This window comes from Streptomyces sp. NPDC034043 (genome assembly GCF_055575675.1).
This window is the reverse complement of sequence record NZ_JBVISF010000004.1, coordinates 428,616-447,593: the sequence shown is the minus strand read 5'-3', so window position 1 is coordinate 447,593 and position 18,978 is coordinate 428,616. Positions and strand designations below refer to the sequence as shown.

Sequence of the window (18,978 nt, the reverse complement as noted above, 5' to 3'; positions counted from 1 at the left end):
TCCCGCCGGGCCCCCGGACACCCCGGCCGGACCCCGGCCGGACGGCCCCACCAGGACGCCTTCCCCCGGCACGGGCTAGCCTGAGGCTCGGCACGACTGTTGATGGACGCTCTAGGAGGCGCACGGATGGCTGCAGGCGCCCCGCGGATCTTCGTCTCGCATCTGTCGGGTGTGCCCGTCTTCGACCCCAACGGCGACCAGGTCGGCCGTGTCCGCGACATCGTCGCGATGCTGCGGGTCGGCGGCCGCCCGCCCCGGCTGCTGGGCCTGGTGGTCGAGGTGCTCAGCCGGCGCCGGATCTTCCTGCCGATGACCCGGGTGACGGGTGTGGAGTCCGGCCAGGTCATCACCACCGGTGTCGTCAACATGCGGCGCTTCGAGCAGCGCCCCACCGAGCGGCTGGTCCTCGGCGAACTCCTGGACCGCCGGGTGACGCTGGTCGCCACGGGCGAGGAGGCCACCGTCCTGGACGTGGCCATCCAGCAGCTGCCGGCGCGCCGCGACTGGGAGATCGACCGGATCTTCGTACGCAAGGGCAAGGGCGGCGCGCTGCGCCGGCGCGGCGAGACGCTGACCGTGGAGTGGTCGGCGGTCACCGGCTTCTCCCTGGAGGAGGAGGGCCAGGGCGCCGAGAACCTGGTCGCGACCTTCGAGCAGATGCGTCCGGCGGACCTGGCGAACGTCCTGCACCACCTGACGCCGAAGCGGCGCGCCGAGGTGGCCAACGCGCTCGACGACGACCGGCTCGCGGACGTCCTGGAGGAGCTGCCCGAGGACGACCAGGTGGAGATCCTCGGCAAGCTGAAGGAGGAGCGCGCCGCCGACGTCCTGGAGGCCATGGATCCGGACGACGCGGCCGACCTGCTCTCGGAGCTGCCGGAGGAGGAGAAGGAGCGGCTGCTGACGCTGATGCAGCCGGACGACGCGGCCGACGTGCGCCGGCTGCTGTCGTACGAGGAGAACACGGCGGGCGGTCTGATGACGACCGAGCCGATCGTGCTGCGCCCGGACGCGACGGTCGCGGACGCGCTGGCCCGCGTGCGCAAGTCGGACCTGTCGCCGGCGCTGGCGGCGCAGGTCTACGTCTGCCGGCCGCCGGACGAGACGCCGACGGGCAAGTACCTGGGGACGGTGCACTTCCAGCGGCTGCTGCGCGACCCCCCGTTCACCCTGGTCAGCTCCCTCGTGGACGCGGACCTGCCGCCGCTGCGCCCGGACGCCTCGCTGCCGGCGGTGACGAGCTACCTGGCCGCGTACAACATGGTCGCGGCGCCCGTCGTCGACGAGAGCGGCTCCCTGCTGGGGGCGGTCACCGTCGACGACGTACTGGACCACCTGCTGCCCGACGACTGGCGGGAGACGGACTTCCACTCCGAGGAGGCCCTGCGTGGGCACTGAGCGCGGGCGTGGCGATGCGGCGCGGGAGCGGCGCCGGGAGCGGCGCGAGCATGCCCGGGAGGGGCTCTCGGAGCGGCTGGAGGAGGCCGCGGAGCGGTTGCGCCACGATCGGACGGAACGTTCCGGCGAACGCGCGAGGAGCGCGGCGCCGGCCGGGGCGAGCGCGCTGACGCGTTCGCGCGTACGGCTCGACCAGCCGCGTGCGGCGCGCCGCAGGCTGCTGCCGGAGTACGACCCGGAGGCCTTCGGGCGGCTGTCGGAGCGGGTGGCGCGGTTCCTCGGCACGGGCCGGTTCATCGTCTGGATGACCCTGGTCATCGTGGTGTGGGTGCTGTGGAACATCTTCGCGCCGAAGGACATGCGCTGGGACGAGTACCCCTTCATCTTCCTGACGCTGATGCTGTCCCTCCAGGCCTCGTACGCGGCCCCGCTGATCCTGCTCGCGCAGAACCGGCAGGACGACCGGGACCGGGTCAACCTGGAGCAGGACCGCAAGCAGAACGAGCGCTCCATCGCGGACACGGAGTACCTGACGCGGGAGATCGCGGCGCTGCGGATGGGCCTGGGCGAGGTCGCCACCCGGGACTGGATCAGGTCGGAGTTCCAGGACCTGATCAAGGAGATGGACGAGCGGCGCCTATTCCCCGGGGAAAGTGACGAAGACGACCGCTGATCGGCTTACCTGAGCCCTGCCGCCGAGCCGTACCATCGGGGACATGGCTACCGAGACACCCTCCGCCGCCGTGCCGGAGCAGGACGCGATCCTGGACGCGCTGGCGACGGTCAACGACCCCGAGATCCACCGGCCGATCACCGAGCTCGGCATGGTCAAATCGGTGGAGATCGGTGAGGGCGGCGCCGTCGCCGTCACGGTCTACCTCACGGTGTCGGGCTGCCCCATGCGCGAGACCATCACGAAGAACGTGACCGAGGCCGTGGAGAAGGTCGCGGGCGTCACCTCCGTCGCCGTCTCCCTGGACGTGATGAGCGACGAGCAGCGCAAGGAGCTGGCGGCCACGCTGCGCGGCGGCACCGCCGAGCGGGAGGTGCCCTTCGCCAAGCCCGGTTCGCTGACCCGTGTCTACGCGGTCGCCTCCGGCAAGGGCGGCGTCGGCAAGTCCTCCGTGACGGTCAACCTGGCCGCGGCGATGGCGGCCGACGGTCTGAAGGTCGGCGTGGTCGACGCCGACATCTACGGGCACAGCGTGCCGCGGATGCTCGGCGTGGAGGGCAAGCCCACCCAGGTCGAGAACATGATCATGCCGCCGTCCGCCAACGGTGTGAAGGTCATCTCCATCGGCATGTTCACCCCGGGCAACACCCCCGTGGTGTGGCGCGGCCCGATGCTGCACCGAGCCCTCCAGCAGTTCCTGGCGGACGTGTTCTGGGGCGACCTGGACGTGCTGCTGCTGGACCTGCCGCCGGGCACCGGCGACATCGCGATCTCCGTGGCGCAGCTGGTGCCGAACGCCGAGATCCTCGTCGTGACGACCCCGCAGCAGGCGGCCGCCGAGGTCGCGGAGCGGGCCGGCTCGATCGCGGTGCAGACGCACCAGAAGATCGTCGGCGTCGTCGAGAACATGTCGGGCCTGCCGTGCCCGCACTGCGACGAGATGGTGGACGTGTTCGGTTCGGGCGGCGGTCAGAAGGTCGCCGACGGTCTGACGAGGACGGTCGGCTCGACGGTTCCCGTGCTCGGCACGATCCCGATCGACGTGCGGCTGCGCGAGGGCGGCGACGACGGCAAGCCGGTCGTCCTGTCCGACCCGGACTCCCCCGCGGGTGCGGCCCTGCGCACGATCGCGGGCAAGCTGGGCGGCCGCGCGCGCGGCCTGTCGGGCATGTCCCTGGGGATCACCCCGCGCAACAAGTTCTGAGGCCTGTCGCCGGAGTCGCGCCCGGCCCGCGTCGAGGGCACCGCCCGCAAGGCGGTGCCCTTTCGCGTACCCGGTCCGCGCGCCGGGTCTACTCGTACGCCCCGAGGTCGGCGATCGCGCAGAACCCCAGCCCGTAGGCGCTCATCCCCCGCCCGTACGCCCCGAGGTGGACCCCGTTCCCGGTGGAGCCGGCGAGCACCCACCCGAATTCCGACTCGCGGTAGTGGAACGGCGTCGGTTCGCCGTCCACCGGCAGCGACAGCGTCGACCAGTCCGGCCCGGTGAGGTCGTCGGCGAGTTCCCAGGCGGCCTCGGTCTGCTGGTCCAGCCAGTCGTCGCGCCGGGTGTGGTCCATCTGCGGCGGCCAGCTGTAGGCGAGCAGCCCCGAGCCGGCCAGCCAGGCCGCCGAGGAGACCGAGGTGGCCTCCAGGACGCCGGTGCCGTCGCCGCTGCGGCGCAGGGGGTTGCTGGCGACCGTGACCACCACCGCGAAGCGGTCCTTCTCGCCGGTGGCGATCTCGCCGCGGGCGGACGGTTCGTCGCCGTGGCCGGTGGAGCCGTGTTCCACGGTGCCGTCGGCTCCGGTGCCGACCTGCATGAGCCAGCGGGGGCCGGTGAAGGCCCCGTCCAGCCCGTACCAGGGGAACGCCGCGTTCAGGTAGCCCGCCGCCGCCCGGCGGGCCGGCGGGACGGGTGCGGCGGCCTCGGGGGGCCGGCCGGGGGCGGCCTGGCCGGTGTGTTCCGCGGGCTCGGTCAGCGCGGGCGGTGCGTCTTCGGGGGCTTCGGCGGGCTGCGTGCCTACGCGGCTACTGCTCGTCGTCTCCATGAGTGGCCTCTCGTTCCGTGGGGTCCGGAACGGCCCTCGTTGCGCTGGGGTGCCCCCCTCCGCGGGCGGCCCGGGTCCGGACAGATGGAGGATAGCCATCCGGCCCCGGATCGACGGGCAGGCCGCGGCTCAGGTGGCGTCGGCGTCGAAGGGGGTGCGCGTGTCCTGGGCGGGGGGCGCGGGCTTCTTCAGCAGGTCCGGGCCGGTGCCGGCGGCGGGCGCGGCGGCGGCCCGGGGCTCGTCGGCCTCGCGGCCGTTGACCGCGTCGGTGACCTCGTTCAGTTCCTTGCGGAGGTCGAAGCTGGTGCGCAGTTCCCGGAGGTCCTCGTTCTCGTTCAGCTGCTTGCGGATGAAGGTCTTCGGGTTCAGGTCCTCGAACTCGAAGTCCTTGAACTCCGGGCCCAGTTCGGAGCGGATGTCCTGCTTGGCGCTGTCCGAGAACGCGCGGATCTTCCTGATGAAGCCCGAGACGTCCTGGATCACCTTCGGCAGCTTGTCCGGGCCGAAGACGAGGATGGCGAGCACCACGATGGTGACCAGCTCGAGTGCGCCTATGTCGTTGAACACCTTGCCGCTCCTCGGCTCTCTCCACATCCGGCCCGGTCAACGGTACCCGGCGTTTCTTGCGCGCCCCTACGCCGGTGCGGGACCGTTCGCGGATTCACCCGGGCGTCATCCGGTATTCGTGTGGTGGACCGCGCCGCCCGCCAGCGCCCCGGGGCGTCTCAGGAGCCGCTCGCCGAGCCGAGGACCACGGTCAGGGTGCGTTCCCGGCCGTCGCGCAGCACGGTCAGGCCGAGGCGGTCGCCCGGCCGGTGCGCCCTGATCTTGATGATCAGCTCGTCGCCGCCGTGTACGCGTACGCCGTCCACCTTGGTGATCACGTCGCCGGGCCTGATCCCGGCGCGGGCGCCCGGCCCGTCGGCCACCACGGAGGGCTTGCCGCCCTCGCCCTTGGCGTCGACCCGGGCTCCGTCGCCCTTGTACTCCATGTCCAGGTTGACGCCGATGACGGGGTGGGTGGCGCGGCCGGTGCGGATGAGTTCCTCGGCGACCCGCTTGCCCTGGTTGACGGGGATGGCGAAGCCGAGGCCGATGCTGCCGCTCTGGCGGGTGGGGTCGTCGCCGTCCTCGCCCTTGTCGGCGCCGCGGATGGCGCTGTTGATGCCGATCACGTGGGCACGGGAGTCGAGGAGGGGGCCGCCGGAGTTGCCGGGGTTGATGGGGGCGTCGGTCTGGAGGGCGTCGACGTAGCTGATGTCGCTGCCGTCGTCCTTGCCGTCACCCTTGCCGCCGCCCGCGGTGATGGGGCGGCCGGTGGCGCTGATGATGCCCGAGGTGACGGTGTTGGAGAGGTCGAAGGGGGCGCCGATGGCCACCACCGGGTCGCCGACGCGGACGTTCTCGGAGTTGCCGAGGGCCAGGGGGCGCAGGCCGCGGACACCGCTGACCTTGACCACGGCCAGGTCGTAGCCGCTGTCGTGGCCGACCGGCTCGGCGGGGACGCTCTCGCCGGTGCTGAAGGTGACCGTGATGTCCCGGGCGCCGGCGACGACGTGGTTGTTCGTCAGGATGTGGCCCTGCCCGTCGAGGACGAAGCCGGTTCCGGTGCCGCTGCCGCCGCCCCCGCTGACGTGCAGGGTGACCACGCCGGGCAGTGCGGCGGCCGCGATGCCGGCCACGCTGCCGGGGGCCCTGCCCTTGTCGTCGTCGGCGGCGGCCTGCGGGAGCTCCAGCCGGGTGGCGGTGCGCCGCTCGGCGAGGATGCCGAGGTAGCCGCCCGCGCACCCCGCGAGGAGGGCGATGACGGTGCCGAGCAGGGTCAGTGTCCACAGCCCGGGGGCGCGGCGCGTCCCGCCGCGGTCGACGACCTGGAGCGGGGCGGCGGCCCAGGGGTCGTAGCGGAGGCCGGACCCGGTCGTGGGAGCGGCGGCCGGACCGGGCTCGGAGGCGGGAACGGGCGGGGCCCCGGCGGTGTCCGCCCGAGGCCCGGGCTCCGGGGCGTCCGCGGGCCGGCTCCACCACGCCGGAGCCGGACCGTTCTGCTGACTGTCGGACATGGGCACTCCCCCGCGGGCCTGGCGCACCGCGGGGCGGCGCGTGTGCCGCAGATTCAACCAGGTGCCGGGGCCCCCGGGGGGCCCGGGTCAGCGGCTGAGCGACACCGGCTCGGCCGTCACCGGGACGGAGGGGGCCACCGAGGGCAGCTGCCCCGCCGGCACCGGGCCGGTCGGCGCCACGGGGGTGGGGACGCGGTCACGGACGAAGGCGTCGGTCAGCGGCACGGAGGGTCCGGGCCGGGTCGCGGGCGCCTCGCCCCGGGCCTTCGGCTCCAGCCCGTCCAGCGGCAGCGAGCCGCCGAGCGCGAGCGCGGCCAGCGACACGGCTCCCGCCGCCACGAAGGCGAAGCGGCGTCTGGGCCGGCCCACCTCGTGGATACGGAAACCCTCGCGCGGGGCGGCCGGGGCGGAGTACCCGAACGCGGAGAAGGGGTCGATGCCCGGAGCCGGGGGCGCGAGCGGAGCCCCCGGTCCGCCGCCCGGCCCGGCGGGCCCCTCGGGGCCCGCTCCCGGCAGCCCCTGGAGCCGGGCCAGCAGCCCGGCGGACAGCGGCGGCGGGGCGCTCTCCACGAACAGGGTCTTCAGCCGGCGCTGCGCGTCGGCCTCGGCCTTGCACTTGGCGCAGGTCGCCAGGTGCGCCAGCACCCGCTCGCGCGCGTCGTGCTTCAGCTCCCCGTCCACGAGGGCGGCGAGCCGGTCGCCCAGGTGCTGTTCGGCGGGGGAGGGACTGGCTCCGCTCACTCGGGTCCGCCCTCTCCGCCGGCACCCGGCGCGCCCACCGACACGCCCGCCAGCGCGCGCTGCTCGGCACGGGCCTCGGGAGAGCGGTGCTTGAGCGCCTTGCGCAGGTGCGAGCGGCCCCGGTGGATCCGGCTGCGGACCGTGCCGAGCTTCACCCCGAGCGTGGCGGCGATCTCCTCGTAGGACAGGCCCTCGATGTCGCAGAGGACCACGGCGGCACGGAACTCGGGCGCGAGGGTGTCCAGCGCCTGCTGCACGTCGGCGTCGAAGTGGGTGTCGTGGAGCACCTGCTGGGGGGACGGCTCACGGCTCGGCAGCCGCTCGGCGGCGTCGTCGCCCAGCGCGTCGAAGCGGATGCGCTGCTTGCGGCGCACCATGTCCAGGAACAGGTTGGTGGTGATGCGGTGCAGCCAGCCCTCGAAGGTGCCGGGCGTGTACGTGGACAGCGAGCGGAAGACGCGGACGAAGACTTCCTGCGTCAGGTCCTCGGCGTCGTGCTGGTTGCCCGTCAGGCGGTAGGCGAGGCGGTAGACCCGCGCGCTGTGCGTGCTGACGATCTCCTCCCAGGTGGGAGGGGTCCACGCCTGGGAGCCCGCATCGGCGGCGAAGGTCGCGGTGGTCGCGGTGTGGGCGGTGTGGAAGCGGTCAGCAGTGTAGGTCACGGATTTCGGCTCACCCGCCGACCAGAAGAGACGTCTCAGAACGCCTCCACGATCCACAAGCGCAGCCGCACCTCCCCTGTCGGCTCTGGTGGTGTCCAGTGGAGCCCCTACCATAGCCACCCCTCCCGTCAGCTCTGGATAAGCGTTTTTGCACTAACTTTGCACGAGCCTCGGGGTCCGGACCGCCGATCTGCCCACAGCCGTCCCCTCTATCCCGCCTCTCACCCTCCCAACGCCCGGTCCCATCTGCGGGTTCCCGACGCCAGCGGATACAGTCACCGTTGCGCCAACTATGGGGACAGGAGAGGGTCATTAGCGGCAACCGGCAGACGAGCTGGGCGTTCGCCGACGCGTTCGTCGCCGAGGACGACGCTCTGCGATGGGCCCGAGACCGGTCCAGGGAAGCGGGCCTGCGGTCCGTGTCCCCGGGCACCGGGGCCGCGCTGCGTCTGCTCGCCGCCACCGCCGACGCCAAGGCCGTCGCCGAGATCGGTACGGGCACCGGCGTCTCGGGGATCCACCTGCTGCACGGGATGCGGCCGGACGGGGTCCTGACCACCGTGGACCCCGAGGCCGACCGGCAGGCCTTCGCCCGCCAGGCCTTCCGCGCCGCCGGCTTCGCGGGCAACCGGGCCCGCTTCATCCCGGGCCGCGCCCTGGACGTCCTGCCCCGGCTCGCCGACGGCGGGTACGACCTGGTCTTCTGCGACGGCGACCCGGCCGAGTCCCTCGACTACCTCGCGGAATCGTTGCGTCTGCTGAGGCCGGGCGGGCTGGTGTGCTTCGAGGGGGTCTTCGCCGACGGGCGCACCGTCGACTCCGCCGCGCAGCCGGTGGAGGTCATCCGGGTGCGCGAGCTGCTGCGCAGCGTCCGGGAGAGCCCGGCCCTGGAGGCGGCCCTGCTCCCGGTGGGCGACGGGCTCCTCTGCGCGGTCCGCCGCTGACCCGCCGGCCGCCCCGCGGGCACCGGGCGGCCCCCGGGCCGGCCCGGGGAACGCAACACCGCCCCCGCCGCTGAGCGACGGGGGCGGTGTCAAGATCTGGTGGTGCCGAGGCTCAGCCGACGACCTTCTTCAGGGCGTCACCCAGGGCGTCCGCCTCGTCCGGGGTCAGCTCGACGACGAGCCGACCACCGCCTTCGAGCGGTACGCGCATGACGATGCCTCGCCCCTCCTTGGTGACCTCGAGCGGGCCGTCGCCCGTCCGCGGCTTCATGGCCGCCATGCTCGTTCCCCTTCCTGAAACCAGCTCATCGTCAGCCGACGGCCCCGTTCAGGCGCCTAGTACCCGGCATCGAACACATTGCTTCCCAGCCATTATCCCGCATGTCAGGACCCGATGACCAACATCGGACGGGAACGCTTGCGCAACGCGCTCGGCCAAAACCACTCATTTCGGGGATCCGCCTGCGATACTTCGCCGCTGCCCCCAGGGATGGGGCTCCGCTTTGTTTGACGCACATCACATGACCACCCCCGGTCCCGTCCGCCATGCTGGCCCTTGCACCGGCCGGTACCGGCCGGTAGCCAAGCCCGCGACGAAGGGGGACCCCCGACCATGGCCGACAGCGTGCTCTACGAAGTCACCGACGGACTCGCGACCGTCACGATCAACCGGCCCGACGCGATGAACGCCATGAACACGGAGGCCAAGGTCGCCCTGCGCGACGCCGTCCGGGCGGCGGCAGCCGACACCGCCGTACGGGCGGTGCTGCTCACCGCCGCCGGGAACCGGGCCTTCTGCGTGGGCCAGGACCTCAAGGAGCACATCGGGAACCTGGCGGCGGACCGCGAGAGCGGCTCGAAGCTCACGATGAGCACCGTCTCCGAGCACTACAACCCGATCGTGCGGGCCCTGACGGAGATGCCCAAGCCCGTCGTGGCCGGGGTCAACGGCGTCGCCGCGGGGGCCGGCTTCGGCTTCGCGCTCGCGGCCGACTACCGCGTCGTCGCGGACACGGCGTCCTTCAACACCTCCTTCGCCGGGGTCGCGCTGACCGCCGACTCCGGGGTGTCCTGGACACTGCCCCGCCTGATCGGCGCCTCCCGCGCCTGCGACCTGCTGCTCTTCCCCCGCTCCGTCAAGGCGCAGGAGGCCTACGAGCTGGGCATCGCGAACCGCCTGGTCCCCGCCGAGTTCCTGCACGCCGAGGCCGAGGCGGTCGCCCGCGCCCTCGCCGCGGGCCCCACGGTGGCCTACGCGGCCCTGAAGGAGTCCCTGGCCTACGGGGCGTCGCACTCCCTCCCGGAGGCCCTGGAGCGCGAGGACGTCCTCCAGACCCGGGCGGGCGCATCCGAGGACCACTCCATCGCCGTCGAGGCCTTCCTCTCGAAGCAGCCGCCGCGGTACCTCGGCCGCTGACGCCTCAGCCCTCGCGGAAGACGCACCCCTCCAGGTGGTCGTTGACCAGGCCGCACGCCTGCATCAGGGCGTAGGCCGTGGTCGGCCCGACGAAGCGGATGCCCGCCTTCTTGAGGGCCTTGGCCAGGGCCGTGGACTCCGGGGTCACCGCCGGCACGTCGGCGGTGCTCCTCGGGGCCCGGCCCGGCTCCTCGGGGGCGTGCGACCAGATCAGCCGGTCCAGCTCCCCCGCGTCCCAGCCGGCCAGCACCTTCGCGTTGGCGAGGGTGGCCTCGATCTTGGCCCGGTTGCGGATGATCCCCTCGTCGCCCATCAGCCGCTCCGCGTCGGCCGGGCCGAACTCCGCGACCGCGGCGATCCGGAAGTCCGAGAACGCCTTGCGGAAGCCCTCGCGCCGGCGCAGGATCGTCAGCCACGACAGCCCGGACTGGAAGGCCTCCAGGCACAGCCGCTCGTACAGCGCGTCGTCCCCGTGGACGGGCCTTCCCCATTCGGTGTCGTGATAGCGGACGTAGTCCTCCGTGGACAGCCCCCACGGACAGCGCAGACCGCCGTCCGGGCCCGCCAGCGGCCCGGCGCCGCTCACCGCTCGTCCTTCGTGAGGTCGACCCGGTCCGCCGGGGCCTGGGCGCGCGCCGCCGTCAGCTCCGCGATCCGCGCGTCCCGCTCGGCCAGCTCGGCCGCGAGCCGGTCCAGTACGTCGTCCACCTCGGCCATCCGGTAGCCGCGCGGCGCGACCGGCAGGCGCAGGGCGTCGATGTCCGCCCGTACGACCGGCCGGCTCTCCGGGAGCGCGTCGGCCACCCGGTCCGGCTCGGCCTCGGGCAGCACGGCTTCCGCGCCCGCGCCGACCACCGCGAGGGTGACCGCGGCCACGACCACGACCAGCGCGATCAGCAAGAACCAGAACACGATCAACTCCCCTGAGAGACTCCGGCCACCAGGTTAAGGTCGCAGACGAGGCGCGAGGGTCGCCGAAGGAGGAAAGAGCAGGATGCTGCGACTGGGCACGCGCGAGTTCGACACCCACGAGCCGGTGATCATGGCCATCGTGAACCGCACCCCGGACTCCTTCTACGACCAGGGCGCGACCTTCCGCGACGAGCCGGCCCTGGAGCGGGTGGAGCGGGCCGTCGCCGAGGGCGCGGCGATCATCGACATCGGCGGGGTCAAGGCGGGGCCCGGCGAGCACGTGGACGCGGCGGAGGAGGCCCGGCGCACGGTCGGCTTCGTGGCGGAGGTGCGCCGCCGCCACCCGGACGTGGTGATCAGCGTGGACACTTGGCGGCACGAGGTCGGCGAGGCGGTCTGCGAGGCCGGCGCGGACGTGCTGAACGACGCGTGGGGCGGGGTGGACCCCCGGCTGGCGGAGGTCGCGGCGCGCTACGGCGCGGGCATCGTCTGCACCCACGCGGGCGGGGTCGAGCCGCGCACGCGGCCGCACCGGACCTCGTACGAGGACGTGATGGAGGACGTCCTGCGCGTCACGGTCGGGCTCGCGGAGCGGGCCGAGGCCCTCGGGGTGCCCCGGGAGTCCATCATGATCGACCCGGGGCACGACTTCGGGAAGAACACCCGGCATTCACTGGAGGCCACCCGCCGCCTCGCGGAGATGACCGAAACCGGTTGGCCGGTGCTGGTCTCCCTGTCCAACAAGGACTTCGTCGGCGAGACCCTCGACAAGCCGGTCAAGGAGCGCCTGCTGGGCACCCTGGCGACCACCGCCGTCTCGGCCTGGCTCGGCGCGCAGGTCTACCGCGTCCACGAGGTCGCGGAGACCCGGCAGGTGCTCGACATGGTCCGCTCGATCCAGGGCCACCGGCCGCCGGCCGTCGCCCGCCGCGGACTCGCCTGACCCCCGTCGGCAGCCTGACGCCCCTGGGGGGGGAGGCCGGGCCGCGGCGCCGGGGCGGCGCGGCCCGCCGTCCCTACTTGCCGACTTCCTTCGTCACCAGCGCGATGGCCTCTTCCACGTCGTCGGTGACGTGGAAGAGGTAGAGGTCCTTCTCCGAGGCCTTGCCCTGGGCGATGACCGTGTTGCGCAGCCAGTCGACCAGACCGCCCCAGTACTCCGTGCCGAAGAGCACGATGGGGAACCTGGTGATCTTCTGCGTCTGCACCAGGGTCAGCGCCTCGAACATCTCGTCCAGGGTGCCCAGTCCGCCCGGCAGCACCACGAAGCCCTGGCTGTACTTCACGAACATCGTCTTGCGGACGAAGAAGTACCGGAAGTTCAGCCCGAGGTCCACGTGCTGGTTGAGCCCCTGCTCGAAGGGGAGCTCGATGCCCAGGCCGACGGAGATGCCGTTCGCCTCGCGGGCGCCCTTGTTGGCGGCCTCCATGGCGCCCGGGCCGCCGCCGGTGATCACCGCGAAGCCGGCCTCGACGAGCGCGCTGCCGATCCGTACGCCCGCCTCGTACTCCGGCGAGTCCGCCGGCGTGCGGGCCGAGCCGAACACGCTGATCGCGGGCGGCAGCTCCGCCAGGGTGCCGAAGCCCTCGATGAACTCCGACTGGATGCGCAGGACCCGCCAGGGATCGGTGTGCACCCACTCGGAGGGTCCGGCCGAGTCCAGCAGCCTCTGGTCCGTCGTGCTGCCCGCCTGCACCTGGCCGCGTCTGCGCAGCACCGGCCCGAGCTGCTGCTCCTCGGGCCGACGAGCGGACCCCTCGGCACTGCCGTGGTTGCCCATGATGTGCTCCCTCCAGCTGATCGTTGGATCAGGTTAGGCGCACAAAAGTGACGGGAGGGGGAATTTACGAGGTCAGCCAGGCGCGGAGTCGTTCCTCGCAGTGCAGGATCGCCTTCGTCTCGACGCGTTCGTCGACCTTGTGGGCCAGCAGGGCGTCGCCCGGCCCGTAGTTGACCGCCGGCACGCCGAGCGCGCTGAAGCGGGAGACGTCCGTCCAGCCGAACTTGGGCATCGGCCGGCCGCCGACCGCTTCCATGAAGGCCGCCGCGGCCGGGTGGGACAGGCCCGGCAGGGCGCCGCCGGAGGAGTCGTCGACCACGAACTCGGCGATGTCGCAGTCCGCGAAGACCTCCCGTACGTGGGCCAGCGCGTCGGCCTCGCTGCGGTCGGGGGCGTAGCGGAAGTTCACGGTCACGGTGCAGGAGTCCGGGATGACGTTGTTGGCGACGCCGCCCTCGATGCGGACCGCGTTGAGGCCCTCGTGGTACTCCAGGCCGTCGATGACCGGCTTGCGGGGCTCGTACGCGGCCAGCTTCGCGAGGATGGGGCTCGCGGTGTGGATGGCGTTGGAGCCCATCCAGCTGCGCGCGGAGTGGGCGCGCTCGCCCTTGGTGCGCAGCAGCACCCGCAGGGTGCCCTGGCAGCCGCCCTCGACCTCGGCGTTGGAGGGTTCCAGCAGTACGGCGAAGTCGCCGGTCAGCCAGTCGGGGTGGGCGGCCGCGACCTTGCCGAGGCCGTTGAGGTCGGCGGCGACCTCCTCCTGGTCGTAGAAGACGAAGGTGAGGTCGCGGTTGGGTTCGGGGACCGTCGCGGCGATCCTCAGCTGCACGGCCACCCCGGACTTCATGTCCGTCGTGCCGCAGCCCCACAGCACGTCGTTCTCGTCCAGGCGGGACGGGACGTTGTCGGCGATCGGCACGGTGTCGAGGTGGCCGGCCAGGACGACGCGCTCGGCGCGGCCGAGGTGCGTACGGGCCACCACGTTGTTGCCGAGGCGGTCGACGGTGAGGTGCGGGAGGGCGCGCAGCGCTTCTTCCACGAGGTCGGCGAGCACCTTCTCGTCGCCGCTCACGGAGGGGATGTCGACGAGCCGGGCGGTCAGCTCGGCAGCGTCCAGGGTGAGGTCCAGCTCGGATTCGGACATGGAACTGACCCTAACGCCCCGGGATGGGCGGGAAGGGGGAGCGTCCGGCCGGTGGACGGTTAATCGGCCTCAAGTACGGTGGGCCGCGTGTCCGAGACCGATCGCTCCCGCTCCCGTTCCCGCCGGCCGTTCCGCAAGGCCGTGGGCCTGGTCGTCCTGCTCGGGGTGATCGGGTACTTCGCCGTCCAGCGCGACTCCAACAACGGCGCCTCCTACTGCACGGCCACGGCGACGGGAGCCGGCTCCGCGGGCGCGGGGACCGTCCAGACGTACGAGATGACCCACGAGCAGGCGGCGAACGCGGCGACGATAGCCGCCGTCGGGATCTCCAAGGGGCTCCCGGACCGGGCGGTGACCATCGCGCTGGCGACGGCGATGCAGGAGTCGGCGCTGCGCAACCTCGACCACGGCGACCGCGATTCGCTGGGGCTCTTCCAGCAGCGGCCCTCGCAGGGGTGGGGCACCCCGGAGCAGATCATGGACCCGGTGTACTCGGCGGGGATCTTCTACGACCGGCTCGCGGAGATCAAGGGCTACACCCGGCTGCCGCTGACGGTGGCCGCGCAGAAGGTGCAGCTCAGCGGTTTCCCGCAGGCGTACGCGAAGCACGAGCCGGACGCGACGGTGCTGACGGCCGCCTTCGGCGAGAACGGCGTACCGGCCTCCCTGGCCTGCTCGGGCCCGGCGCCCTCGGCGGGCGATCCGGAGAAGGTGCGGGCGGAGCTGACGCGGGCCTTCGGCCCCGCCGCGCGGGACGCGCTGGGCGCGGGCCGGGCGGGCGCTCCGGCGGGGCGGTCGGCGCCGGGCGGGGCGGTCCCGGAGCCCGAGGTGGGGCTGCGGCTCAAGGAGGGCGGCGGCCCGGCGGAGGCGCGGCGGGGCCGGGCGATGGCCCACTGGGCGGTGGCCCGGTCGAAGGAACTGGGCATCGCCAGGGTCTCGTACGACGGCTCCTCGTGGGTGGCCGGCCGGGACGGCGGGGCGTGGCGGGGTGAGGGCGGCGGCCGCAAGGGCGGCGCCGGGGACCCGCACGACGCGGCTCCGGGCGAGGTACGGATCTTCGTGGCCCCCGCCACGGCCCGCTGACCGCCGGCACCCCGGACAGTCCGCTCGCCGGACGCTCAGCGGCCGGCCCGGTCAGGCGTACGGGCCGTCACCCGGGAGGGGTGTCCACGCGTTCGGGCCGTACCCCCGGAAGGCGGACAGAAGCGCAGGTCGGCGGGGGTCCGGTGCTCTTGTCACGGAAGCCGATTAAACGATGCGTTACCGATCCTTTACCCGGCTGGTCCGCAACTCCCCCCACCCCGGGAGCGGTTGTACACGGCGTACTCAGCCGCTACCGCTTAGGAGCATCATGACCCTCCCCCTGACCCGTCGGATCGCCCGCGCCGCGCTTCTCCTCGCAGCCGGTACCGCTCCCGTGGTCGGTGCGGCAGGCGCCGCCAGCGCGGCCGACGCCGTGGGCCTGGAGTCCCTGCCGAAGCTGAACACGCTCACCGCCCCCGACACCGGCGCGGCCACCGACGCCGCGCACACCGCCACCGAGGCCCTCCCGGCCGCCGCCCCCGTCACCGGTCCCGCCTCCGAGGTCGTCGGCGGCGCGGGCGCGGCCGGCCAGACGCTGGGCGGCCTGCCGGTCGCCGGCCAGCTGCCGGTGGGCCAGCTGCCCCTGGGCGGCCTGCCGCTGGGCGGCTGAACCACCGCTGGACGCGGAAACGCCCGAGGGGGCCGGGAGCGGCTGCTCCCGGCCCCCTCGGGGCGTCGTACGCGAGCCGTCGGCTCAGCCGAGGCGCTTGACCGCGGCCGCGACCCGTTCGTCGGTGGCCGTGAAGGCGACGCGGACGAACTTCGCGCCCGCCTCGCCGTAGAAGTCGCCCGGGGCGACCAGGATGCCGAGTCCGGCGAGGTGCGCGACGGTGTCCCAGCAGGGCTCGTCACGGGTCGCCCACAGGTAGAGGCTGGCCTCGCTGTGCTCGATGCGGAAGCCGTGCGCCTCCAGGGCCGTGCGCAGTGCCTCGCGGCGGGCGGCGTAGCGGGCGCGCTGTTCCTCGACGTGGGCGTCGTCGCCGAGGGCCGCCACCGTGGCCGCCTGCACCGGGGCGGGGGTCATCATGCCGCCGTGCTTGCGGATCTCCAGCAGCTCCCCGAGCACGGCCGCGTCACCGGCGATGAACGCGGCCCGGTAGCCCGCCAGGTTGGACCGCTTGGAGAGGGAGTGCACCGCCACGAGGCCCTCGTAGGAACCCCCGCACACGTCGTCGTGGAGGACGGAGACGGGCTCGGCCTCCCAGCCCAGCTCCAGGTAGCACTCGTCGCTGAAGAGCAGGATGCCGTGCTCGCGCGCCCAGGCGACGATCCGGACCAGCTCTTCCTTCGGGATGACCTTCCCGGTGGGGTTGGACGGGGAGTTGAGCCACAGCAGCTTCACGCCCGCCGGGTCCAGCTCCATGGGGTCGTCGTACACGACGGCCTCGGCGCCGCACAGCCGCGCGCCGACCTCGTACGTCGGGTACGCGAGCCGCGGGTAGGCCACCTTGTCGCCGGCGCCGAGACCCAGCTGGGTCGGCAGCCAGGCCACCAGTTCCTTGGAGCCGACCACCGGCAGGACGTTGCGGTGTCCGGCGGCGCTCGCGCCGAGCCGGCCCCGGAGCCAGCCGGTGATCGCGTCGCGCAGCGCGGGCGTCCCCCACACCGTCGGGTAGCCCGGGGAGTCCGCGGCGGCGACCAGGGCGCGCCGGATCAGGTCGGGCACCGGGTCCACGGGGGTGCCGACCGACAGGTCGACGATGCCGTCAGCGTGGGCCGCCGCCGTGGCCTTGTACGGCTCCAGCTTGTCCCAGGGAAAGGCGGGAAGACGGTCGGAAACTGCGGCCACGGTGCTCTCTGCTCTCTCTGGGCTGCTGCGGGGGCTGTGTCGTACGGGGAAACGGCTCGGTCCCGCGCGGCAGCGGGGCCGTACGGGACCGAGAGGCGCGTCTGCCGTGGAACGGTCAGTGCTCGCCGGCGTTGATGTCGGCGGGCAGCGCCGCGACGAAGGGGTGGTCGCGCTCGATCAGGCCGAGCTTGGAGGCACCACCGGGCGAGCCGAGCTCGTCGAAGAACTCCACGTTCGCCTTGTAGTAGTCCTTCCACTCCTCCGGGGTGTCGTCCTCGTAGAAGATGGCCTCGACCGGGCAGACCGGCTCACACGCGCCGCAGTCGACGCACTCGTCCGGGTGGATGTACAAGGACCGCTGGCCCTCGTAGATGCAGTCGACGGGGCACTCTTCGATGCATGCCTTGTCCTTGACGTCGACACAAGGCTCCGCGATGACGTAGGTCACGCTCTCGTTCCTCCTCGGTAGGGCTTTCCATTCGCGCGGGAGCGCGGCGTCGTCGATGCCCGCACCTAGTATCTCCGTTCCCGGGCACGATCCGAACAGGAGGGGCGGACAGAGCTGTGGAAATCACTGCCGGTGGACTGCTGGAGATCCGTATTACCCCCGCTGACGTGGGTAAACGAGTCTCTGTACGACGGGTGGAGGACGGGGGGAGCGCCACCCCGTCGTTCGCGGACGCGGTCGGGGTTCTCACATCCTGGACCGGGGGTGTGCTGACGATCACACGCAAGGACGGCGTGTCCGTCCACATCGCGGAATCGTCGCTGGTGGCGGGCAAGGTGGTGCCTCCGGCGCCGGCCCGCCGCAGGGGTCCCGCCGCCTCCTTCGAGGAGCTGGCACGGGTCACGGCGCGGGCATGGCAGCCGCTGGAGAGCGAGCGGCTCGGCGAGTGGACGCTGCGGGCCGCCGCCGGGTTCACCCGGCGGGCCAACTCCGTGCTCGCGCTCGGCGACCCCGGGATACCCGTCGGCGAAGCACTCGAGCGGGTGACCGCCTGGTACGCGGAGCGCAACCTTCCGGCGTATGTGCAGGCCGCGACCGGTACCGCCGGGACGCAGGAGCTGCTCTGCGCGGAGCTGGAGCGGCACGGCTGGGTGAAGGAGGTCTCCGCGGAGGTGCGCGTCGGGGCGCTGGCCCCGGTCGCCGACGCCGACGCGGACGTGGCGGACGTCCGGCTCACGCGCGAGCCGGACGAGCGGTGGCTGGAGCGCTACGGCAAGGTCCGGGACCCGGAGCCGGCCCGGCGGGTGCTGGTCGGGGGCCCGTCGGTGTGGTTCGCCTCCCTGGGCGGCGGCCGGGCCATCGGGCGGTGCGTGGTGGACGGCCGCTGGGCCGGTTTCGCGGCCGTCACCGTCGCTCCGGAGGAGCGGCGACGGGGGCTCGCGACGGCGGTGATGACGGCGCTGGCCCGGCGGGCCCTGGAGGAGGGCGCGTCCGCGGCGTGGCTGCAGGTGGAGACGGACAACCCGCCGGCGCGGGCCCTGTACGACGGGATGGGCTTCGCCGCGCACCACGCCTACCACCACTTCCGGGCGGCGCGGTGAACACCCGGGAACTCTTCGCGGAGGAGGCCCGCTCGGAGCGGCCCGACCTGGCCCGGATGTGCCTGCTGCTGGCCGCGGAGGCGGACCCGGAGCTGGACGAACGGGCGATGGACGAGGCCGAGATCGAGCTCGACCGGCTCGCGGGGATGCTGCCGTACGGGCTGCGGGACGCGCGGGCGTGGGCCTCGGCGGTGACGGAGCTGCTGGGGGGCCGGCTGGGCTTCCACGGCACCCCGAACGACTACGACCGGCTGTCGTCCTCCCTCCTGCACGAGGTGCTGCGGCGCAGGCGGGGCCTGCCGATCCTGCTCTCGGTGGTGTGGCTGGAGGTGGCCCGGCGGGCGGGCGCGCCGGTGTACGGGCTGGGGCTGCCGGGGCACTTCGTGGTGGGCTTCGGGGACCCGGAGGAGTCGGTGGTGGTGGACCCCTTCGCCGGCGGCGCCTCGCTGGGCGCGGGCCCGGCGGAGCTGGCCTCCTCCCCCAAGACCCCGGCCCGGACCCTGGACATCGTGCTGCGGATCCTGAACAACATCCGCGCCTGGGCCTCCTCCCGCCCGGAGCAGTCGGGGGTCGCGCTGTGGGCGCTGGACCTGTCGCTGCTGCTGCCCTCCCACCCGGCGTCGCTGCGGTACGAGCGGGCGCGGCTGCTGGTGGAACGGGGCGCGTTCCGCGAGGGCGCGGCCGAACTGGAGGCGTACGCGGAGGTCATGGACGCGGTGGACGCCGCCACCGCCGCCCGCATCCGCGGCGAGGCCGTCGCCGCCCGCGCGCTGCTGAACTGACGTCCGGGCCGGCG

Annotated in this window: 21 protein-coding genes and 1 pseudogene; 10 read left to right on the top strand and 12 right to left on the bottom strand. The window is 73.3% G+C overall.

Translation table 11 applies throughout. From position 1 onward, the window contains the following. The first annotated feature begins 126 nt into the window (after positions 1-126). The 3 genes from ACZ51S_RS13365 to ACZ51S_RS13355 all read left to right on the top strand — a co-directional run bounded on the left by ACZ51S_RS13365 (position 127) and on the right by ACZ51S_RS13355 (position 3,275). On the top strand, positions 127-1,398 hold the full coding sequence (locus ACZ51S_RS13365) for a magnesium transporter MgtE N-terminal domain-containing protein (RefSeq protein WP_388933996.1): 1,272 nt from the start codon (positions 127-129) through the stop codon (positions 1,396-1,398). Between the two features lie 97 nt (positions 1,399-1,495). Beyond that, positions 1,496-2,071 (top strand): DUF1003 domain-containing protein, encoded by a 576-nt coding sequence (locus tag ACZ51S_RS13360; protein WP_468478379.1) that lies wholly within the window; start codon positions 1,496-1,498, stop codon positions 2,069-2,071. Positions 2,072-2,114: 43 nt separating this feature from the next. Further along, positions 2,115-3,275, top strand: coding sequence for an Mrp/NBP35 family ATP-binding protein (locus ACZ51S_RS13355; protein WP_388933998.1), 1,161 nt, complete (start codon positions 2,115-2,117; stop codon positions 3,273-3,275). An 88-nt stretch (positions 3,276-3,363) separates the two neighbouring features. Here ACZ51S_RS13355 and ACZ51S_RS13350 read toward each other — a convergent pair whose 3' ends face one another. From ACZ51S_RS13350 to sigE, 5 genes and pseudogenes are all read right to left on the bottom strand, one after another. Next, entirely contained in the window at positions 3,364-4,101 is a 738-nt protein-coding gene (locus tag ACZ51S_RS13350; RefSeq protein WP_468884373.1) for a hypothetical protein, read from the bottom strand. Between the two features lie 129 nt (positions 4,102-4,230). Next, positions 4,231-4,668: a sec-independent translocase gene (locus tag ACZ51S_RS13345; RefSeq protein ID WP_468478352.1), complete on the bottom strand. Its 438-nt coding sequence runs from the start codon at positions 4,666-4,668 to the stop codon at positions 4,231-4,233. Between the two features lie 158 nt (positions 4,669-4,826). Then, positions 4,827-6,161, bottom strand: a complete 1,335-nt coding sequence (locus tag ACZ51S_RS13340; RefSeq protein WP_468478353.1) for a trypsin-like peptidase domain-containing protein — start codon at positions 6,159-6,161, stop codon at positions 4,827-4,829. A gap of 279 nt (positions 6,162-6,440) precedes the next feature. Further along, a pseudogene (locus ACZ51S_RS13335) lies at positions 6,441-6,902 on the bottom strand (anti-sigma factor family protein); the annotation flags it as partial. Beyond that, positions 6,899-7,678 (bottom strand): RNA polymerase sigma factor SigE, encoded by a 780-nt coding sequence (sigE, locus tag ACZ51S_RS13330; RefSeq protein WP_388934011.1) that lies wholly within the window; start codon positions 7,676-7,678, stop codon positions 6,899-6,901. The pseudogene ACZ51S_RS13335 and the gene sigE, both read right to left, overlap by 4 nt. 167 nt (positions 7,679-7,845) lie before the next feature. On the opposite strand from sigE, the gene ACZ51S_RS13325 reads away from it, so the two are divergent. Further along, positions 7,846-8,508, top strand: a complete 663-nt coding sequence (locus ACZ51S_RS13325) for an O-methyltransferase (RefSeq protein WP_388934014.1) — start codon at positions 7,846-7,848, stop codon at positions 8,506-8,508. Between the two features lie 112 nt (positions 8,509-8,620). On the opposite strand, the gene ACZ51S_RS13320 is transcribed toward ACZ51S_RS13325, so the two are convergent. Beyond that, positions 8,621-8,788: a DUF3117 domain-containing protein gene (locus ACZ51S_RS13320; protein WP_003966491.1), complete on the bottom strand. Its 168-nt coding sequence runs from the start codon at positions 8,786-8,788 to the stop codon at positions 8,621-8,623. A gap of 333 nt (positions 8,789-9,121) precedes the next feature. Here ACZ51S_RS13320 and chcB point away from each other — a divergent pair, with 333 nt between their 5' ends. Then, entirely contained in the window at positions 9,122-9,925 is an 804-nt protein-coding gene (chcB, locus tag ACZ51S_RS13315) for a 2-cyclohexenylcarbonyl CoA isomerase (protein ID WP_468960769.1), read from the top strand. A gap of 4 nt (positions 9,926-9,929) precedes the next feature. On the opposite strand, the gene ACZ51S_RS13310 is transcribed toward chcB, so the two are convergent. Both ACZ51S_RS13310 and ACZ51S_RS13305 read right to left on the bottom strand, forming a co-directional pair. Next, entirely contained in the window at positions 9,930-10,511 is a 582-nt protein-coding gene (locus tag ACZ51S_RS13310; RefSeq protein WP_468800933.1) for a DNA-3-methyladenine glycosylase I, read from the bottom strand. After that, on the bottom strand, positions 10,508-10,843 hold the full coding sequence (locus tag ACZ51S_RS13305; protein WP_467894044.1) for a DivIVA domain-containing protein: 336 nt from the start codon (positions 10,841-10,843) through the stop codon (positions 10,508-10,510). The genes ACZ51S_RS13310 and ACZ51S_RS13305 overlap by 4 nt, the downstream gene beginning before the upstream one ends. A gap of 76 nt (positions 10,844-10,919) precedes the next feature. Between ACZ51S_RS13305 and folP the strand changes: the two genes are divergently transcribed. Beyond that, positions 10,920-11,780 carry a dihydropteroate synthase gene (gene folP / locus ACZ51S_RS13300; RefSeq protein ID WP_468478356.1) on the top strand — a complete coding sequence of 287 codons (861 nt, stop codon included), beginning with the start codon at positions 10,920-10,922 and terminating at the stop codon, positions 11,778-11,780. 73 nt (positions 11,781-11,853) lie between these two features. Here the strand turns inward: folP and ACZ51S_RS13295 are convergent, their stop codons facing one another. Together ACZ51S_RS13295 and dapE are read right to left on the bottom strand one after the other, a co-directional pair. Beyond that, on the bottom strand, positions 11,854-12,618 hold the full coding sequence (locus ACZ51S_RS13295) for an LOG family protein (protein ID WP_388934025.1): 765 nt from the start codon (positions 12,616-12,618) through the stop codon (positions 11,854-11,856). Between the two features lie 64 nt (positions 12,619-12,682). Continuing rightward, positions 12,683-13,762, bottom strand: coding sequence for a succinyl-diaminopimelate desuccinylase (gene dapE, locus ACZ51S_RS13290; RefSeq protein ID WP_388934027.1), 1,080 nt, complete (start codon positions 13,760-13,762; stop codon positions 12,683-12,685). An 87-nt stretch (positions 13,763-13,849) separates the two neighbouring features. Here dapE and ACZ51S_RS13285 point away from each other — a divergent pair, with 87 nt between their 5' ends. Next, the gene (locus ACZ51S_RS13285) at positions 13,850-14,845 is read left to right on the top strand and encodes a hypothetical protein (RefSeq protein WP_468478357.1); all 996 of its coding nucleotides are present in this window, start codon (positions 13,850-13,852) and stop codon (positions 14,843-14,845) included. A 268-nt stretch (positions 14,846-15,113) separates the two neighbouring features. After that, positions 15,114-15,455 carry an ATP-binding protein gene (locus tag ACZ51S_RS13280; RefSeq protein WP_468478358.1) on the top strand — a complete coding sequence of 114 codons (342 nt, stop codon included), beginning with the start codon at positions 15,114-15,116 and terminating at the stop codon, positions 15,453-15,455. A gap of 84 nt (positions 15,456-15,539) precedes the next feature. Here the strand turns inward: ACZ51S_RS13280 and dapC are convergent, their stop codons facing one another. Together dapC and fdxA are read right to left on the bottom strand one after the other, a co-directional pair. Beyond that, positions 15,540-16,634, bottom strand: coding sequence for a succinyldiaminopimelate transaminase (dapC, locus tag ACZ51S_RS13275; RefSeq protein ID WP_468800937.1), 1,095 nt, complete (start codon positions 16,632-16,634; stop codon positions 15,540-15,542). Positions 16,635-16,749: 115 nt separating this feature from the next. Then, the gene (fdxA, locus tag ACZ51S_RS13270; protein WP_007266339.1) at positions 16,750-17,082 is read right to left on the bottom strand and encodes a ferredoxin; all 333 of its coding nucleotides are present in this window, start codon (positions 17,080-17,082) and stop codon (positions 16,750-16,752) included. A gap of 116 nt (positions 17,083-17,198) precedes the next feature. Between fdxA and ACZ51S_RS13265 the strand changes: the two genes are divergently transcribed. Beyond that, positions 17,199-18,182 (top strand): GNAT family N-acetyltransferase, encoded by a 984-nt coding sequence (locus tag ACZ51S_RS13265; RefSeq protein WP_468960767.1) that lies wholly within the window; start codon positions 17,199-17,201, stop codon positions 18,180-18,182. After that, on the top strand, positions 18,179-18,964 hold the full coding sequence (locus tag ACZ51S_RS13260) for a transglutaminase family protein (RefSeq protein WP_468478361.1): 786 nt from the start codon (positions 18,179-18,181) through the stop codon (positions 18,962-18,964). Before ACZ51S_RS13265 ends, ACZ51S_RS13260 begins: the two co-directional genes overlap by 4 nt. The last annotated feature ends 14 nt before the right edge of the window (positions 18,965-18,978 follow it).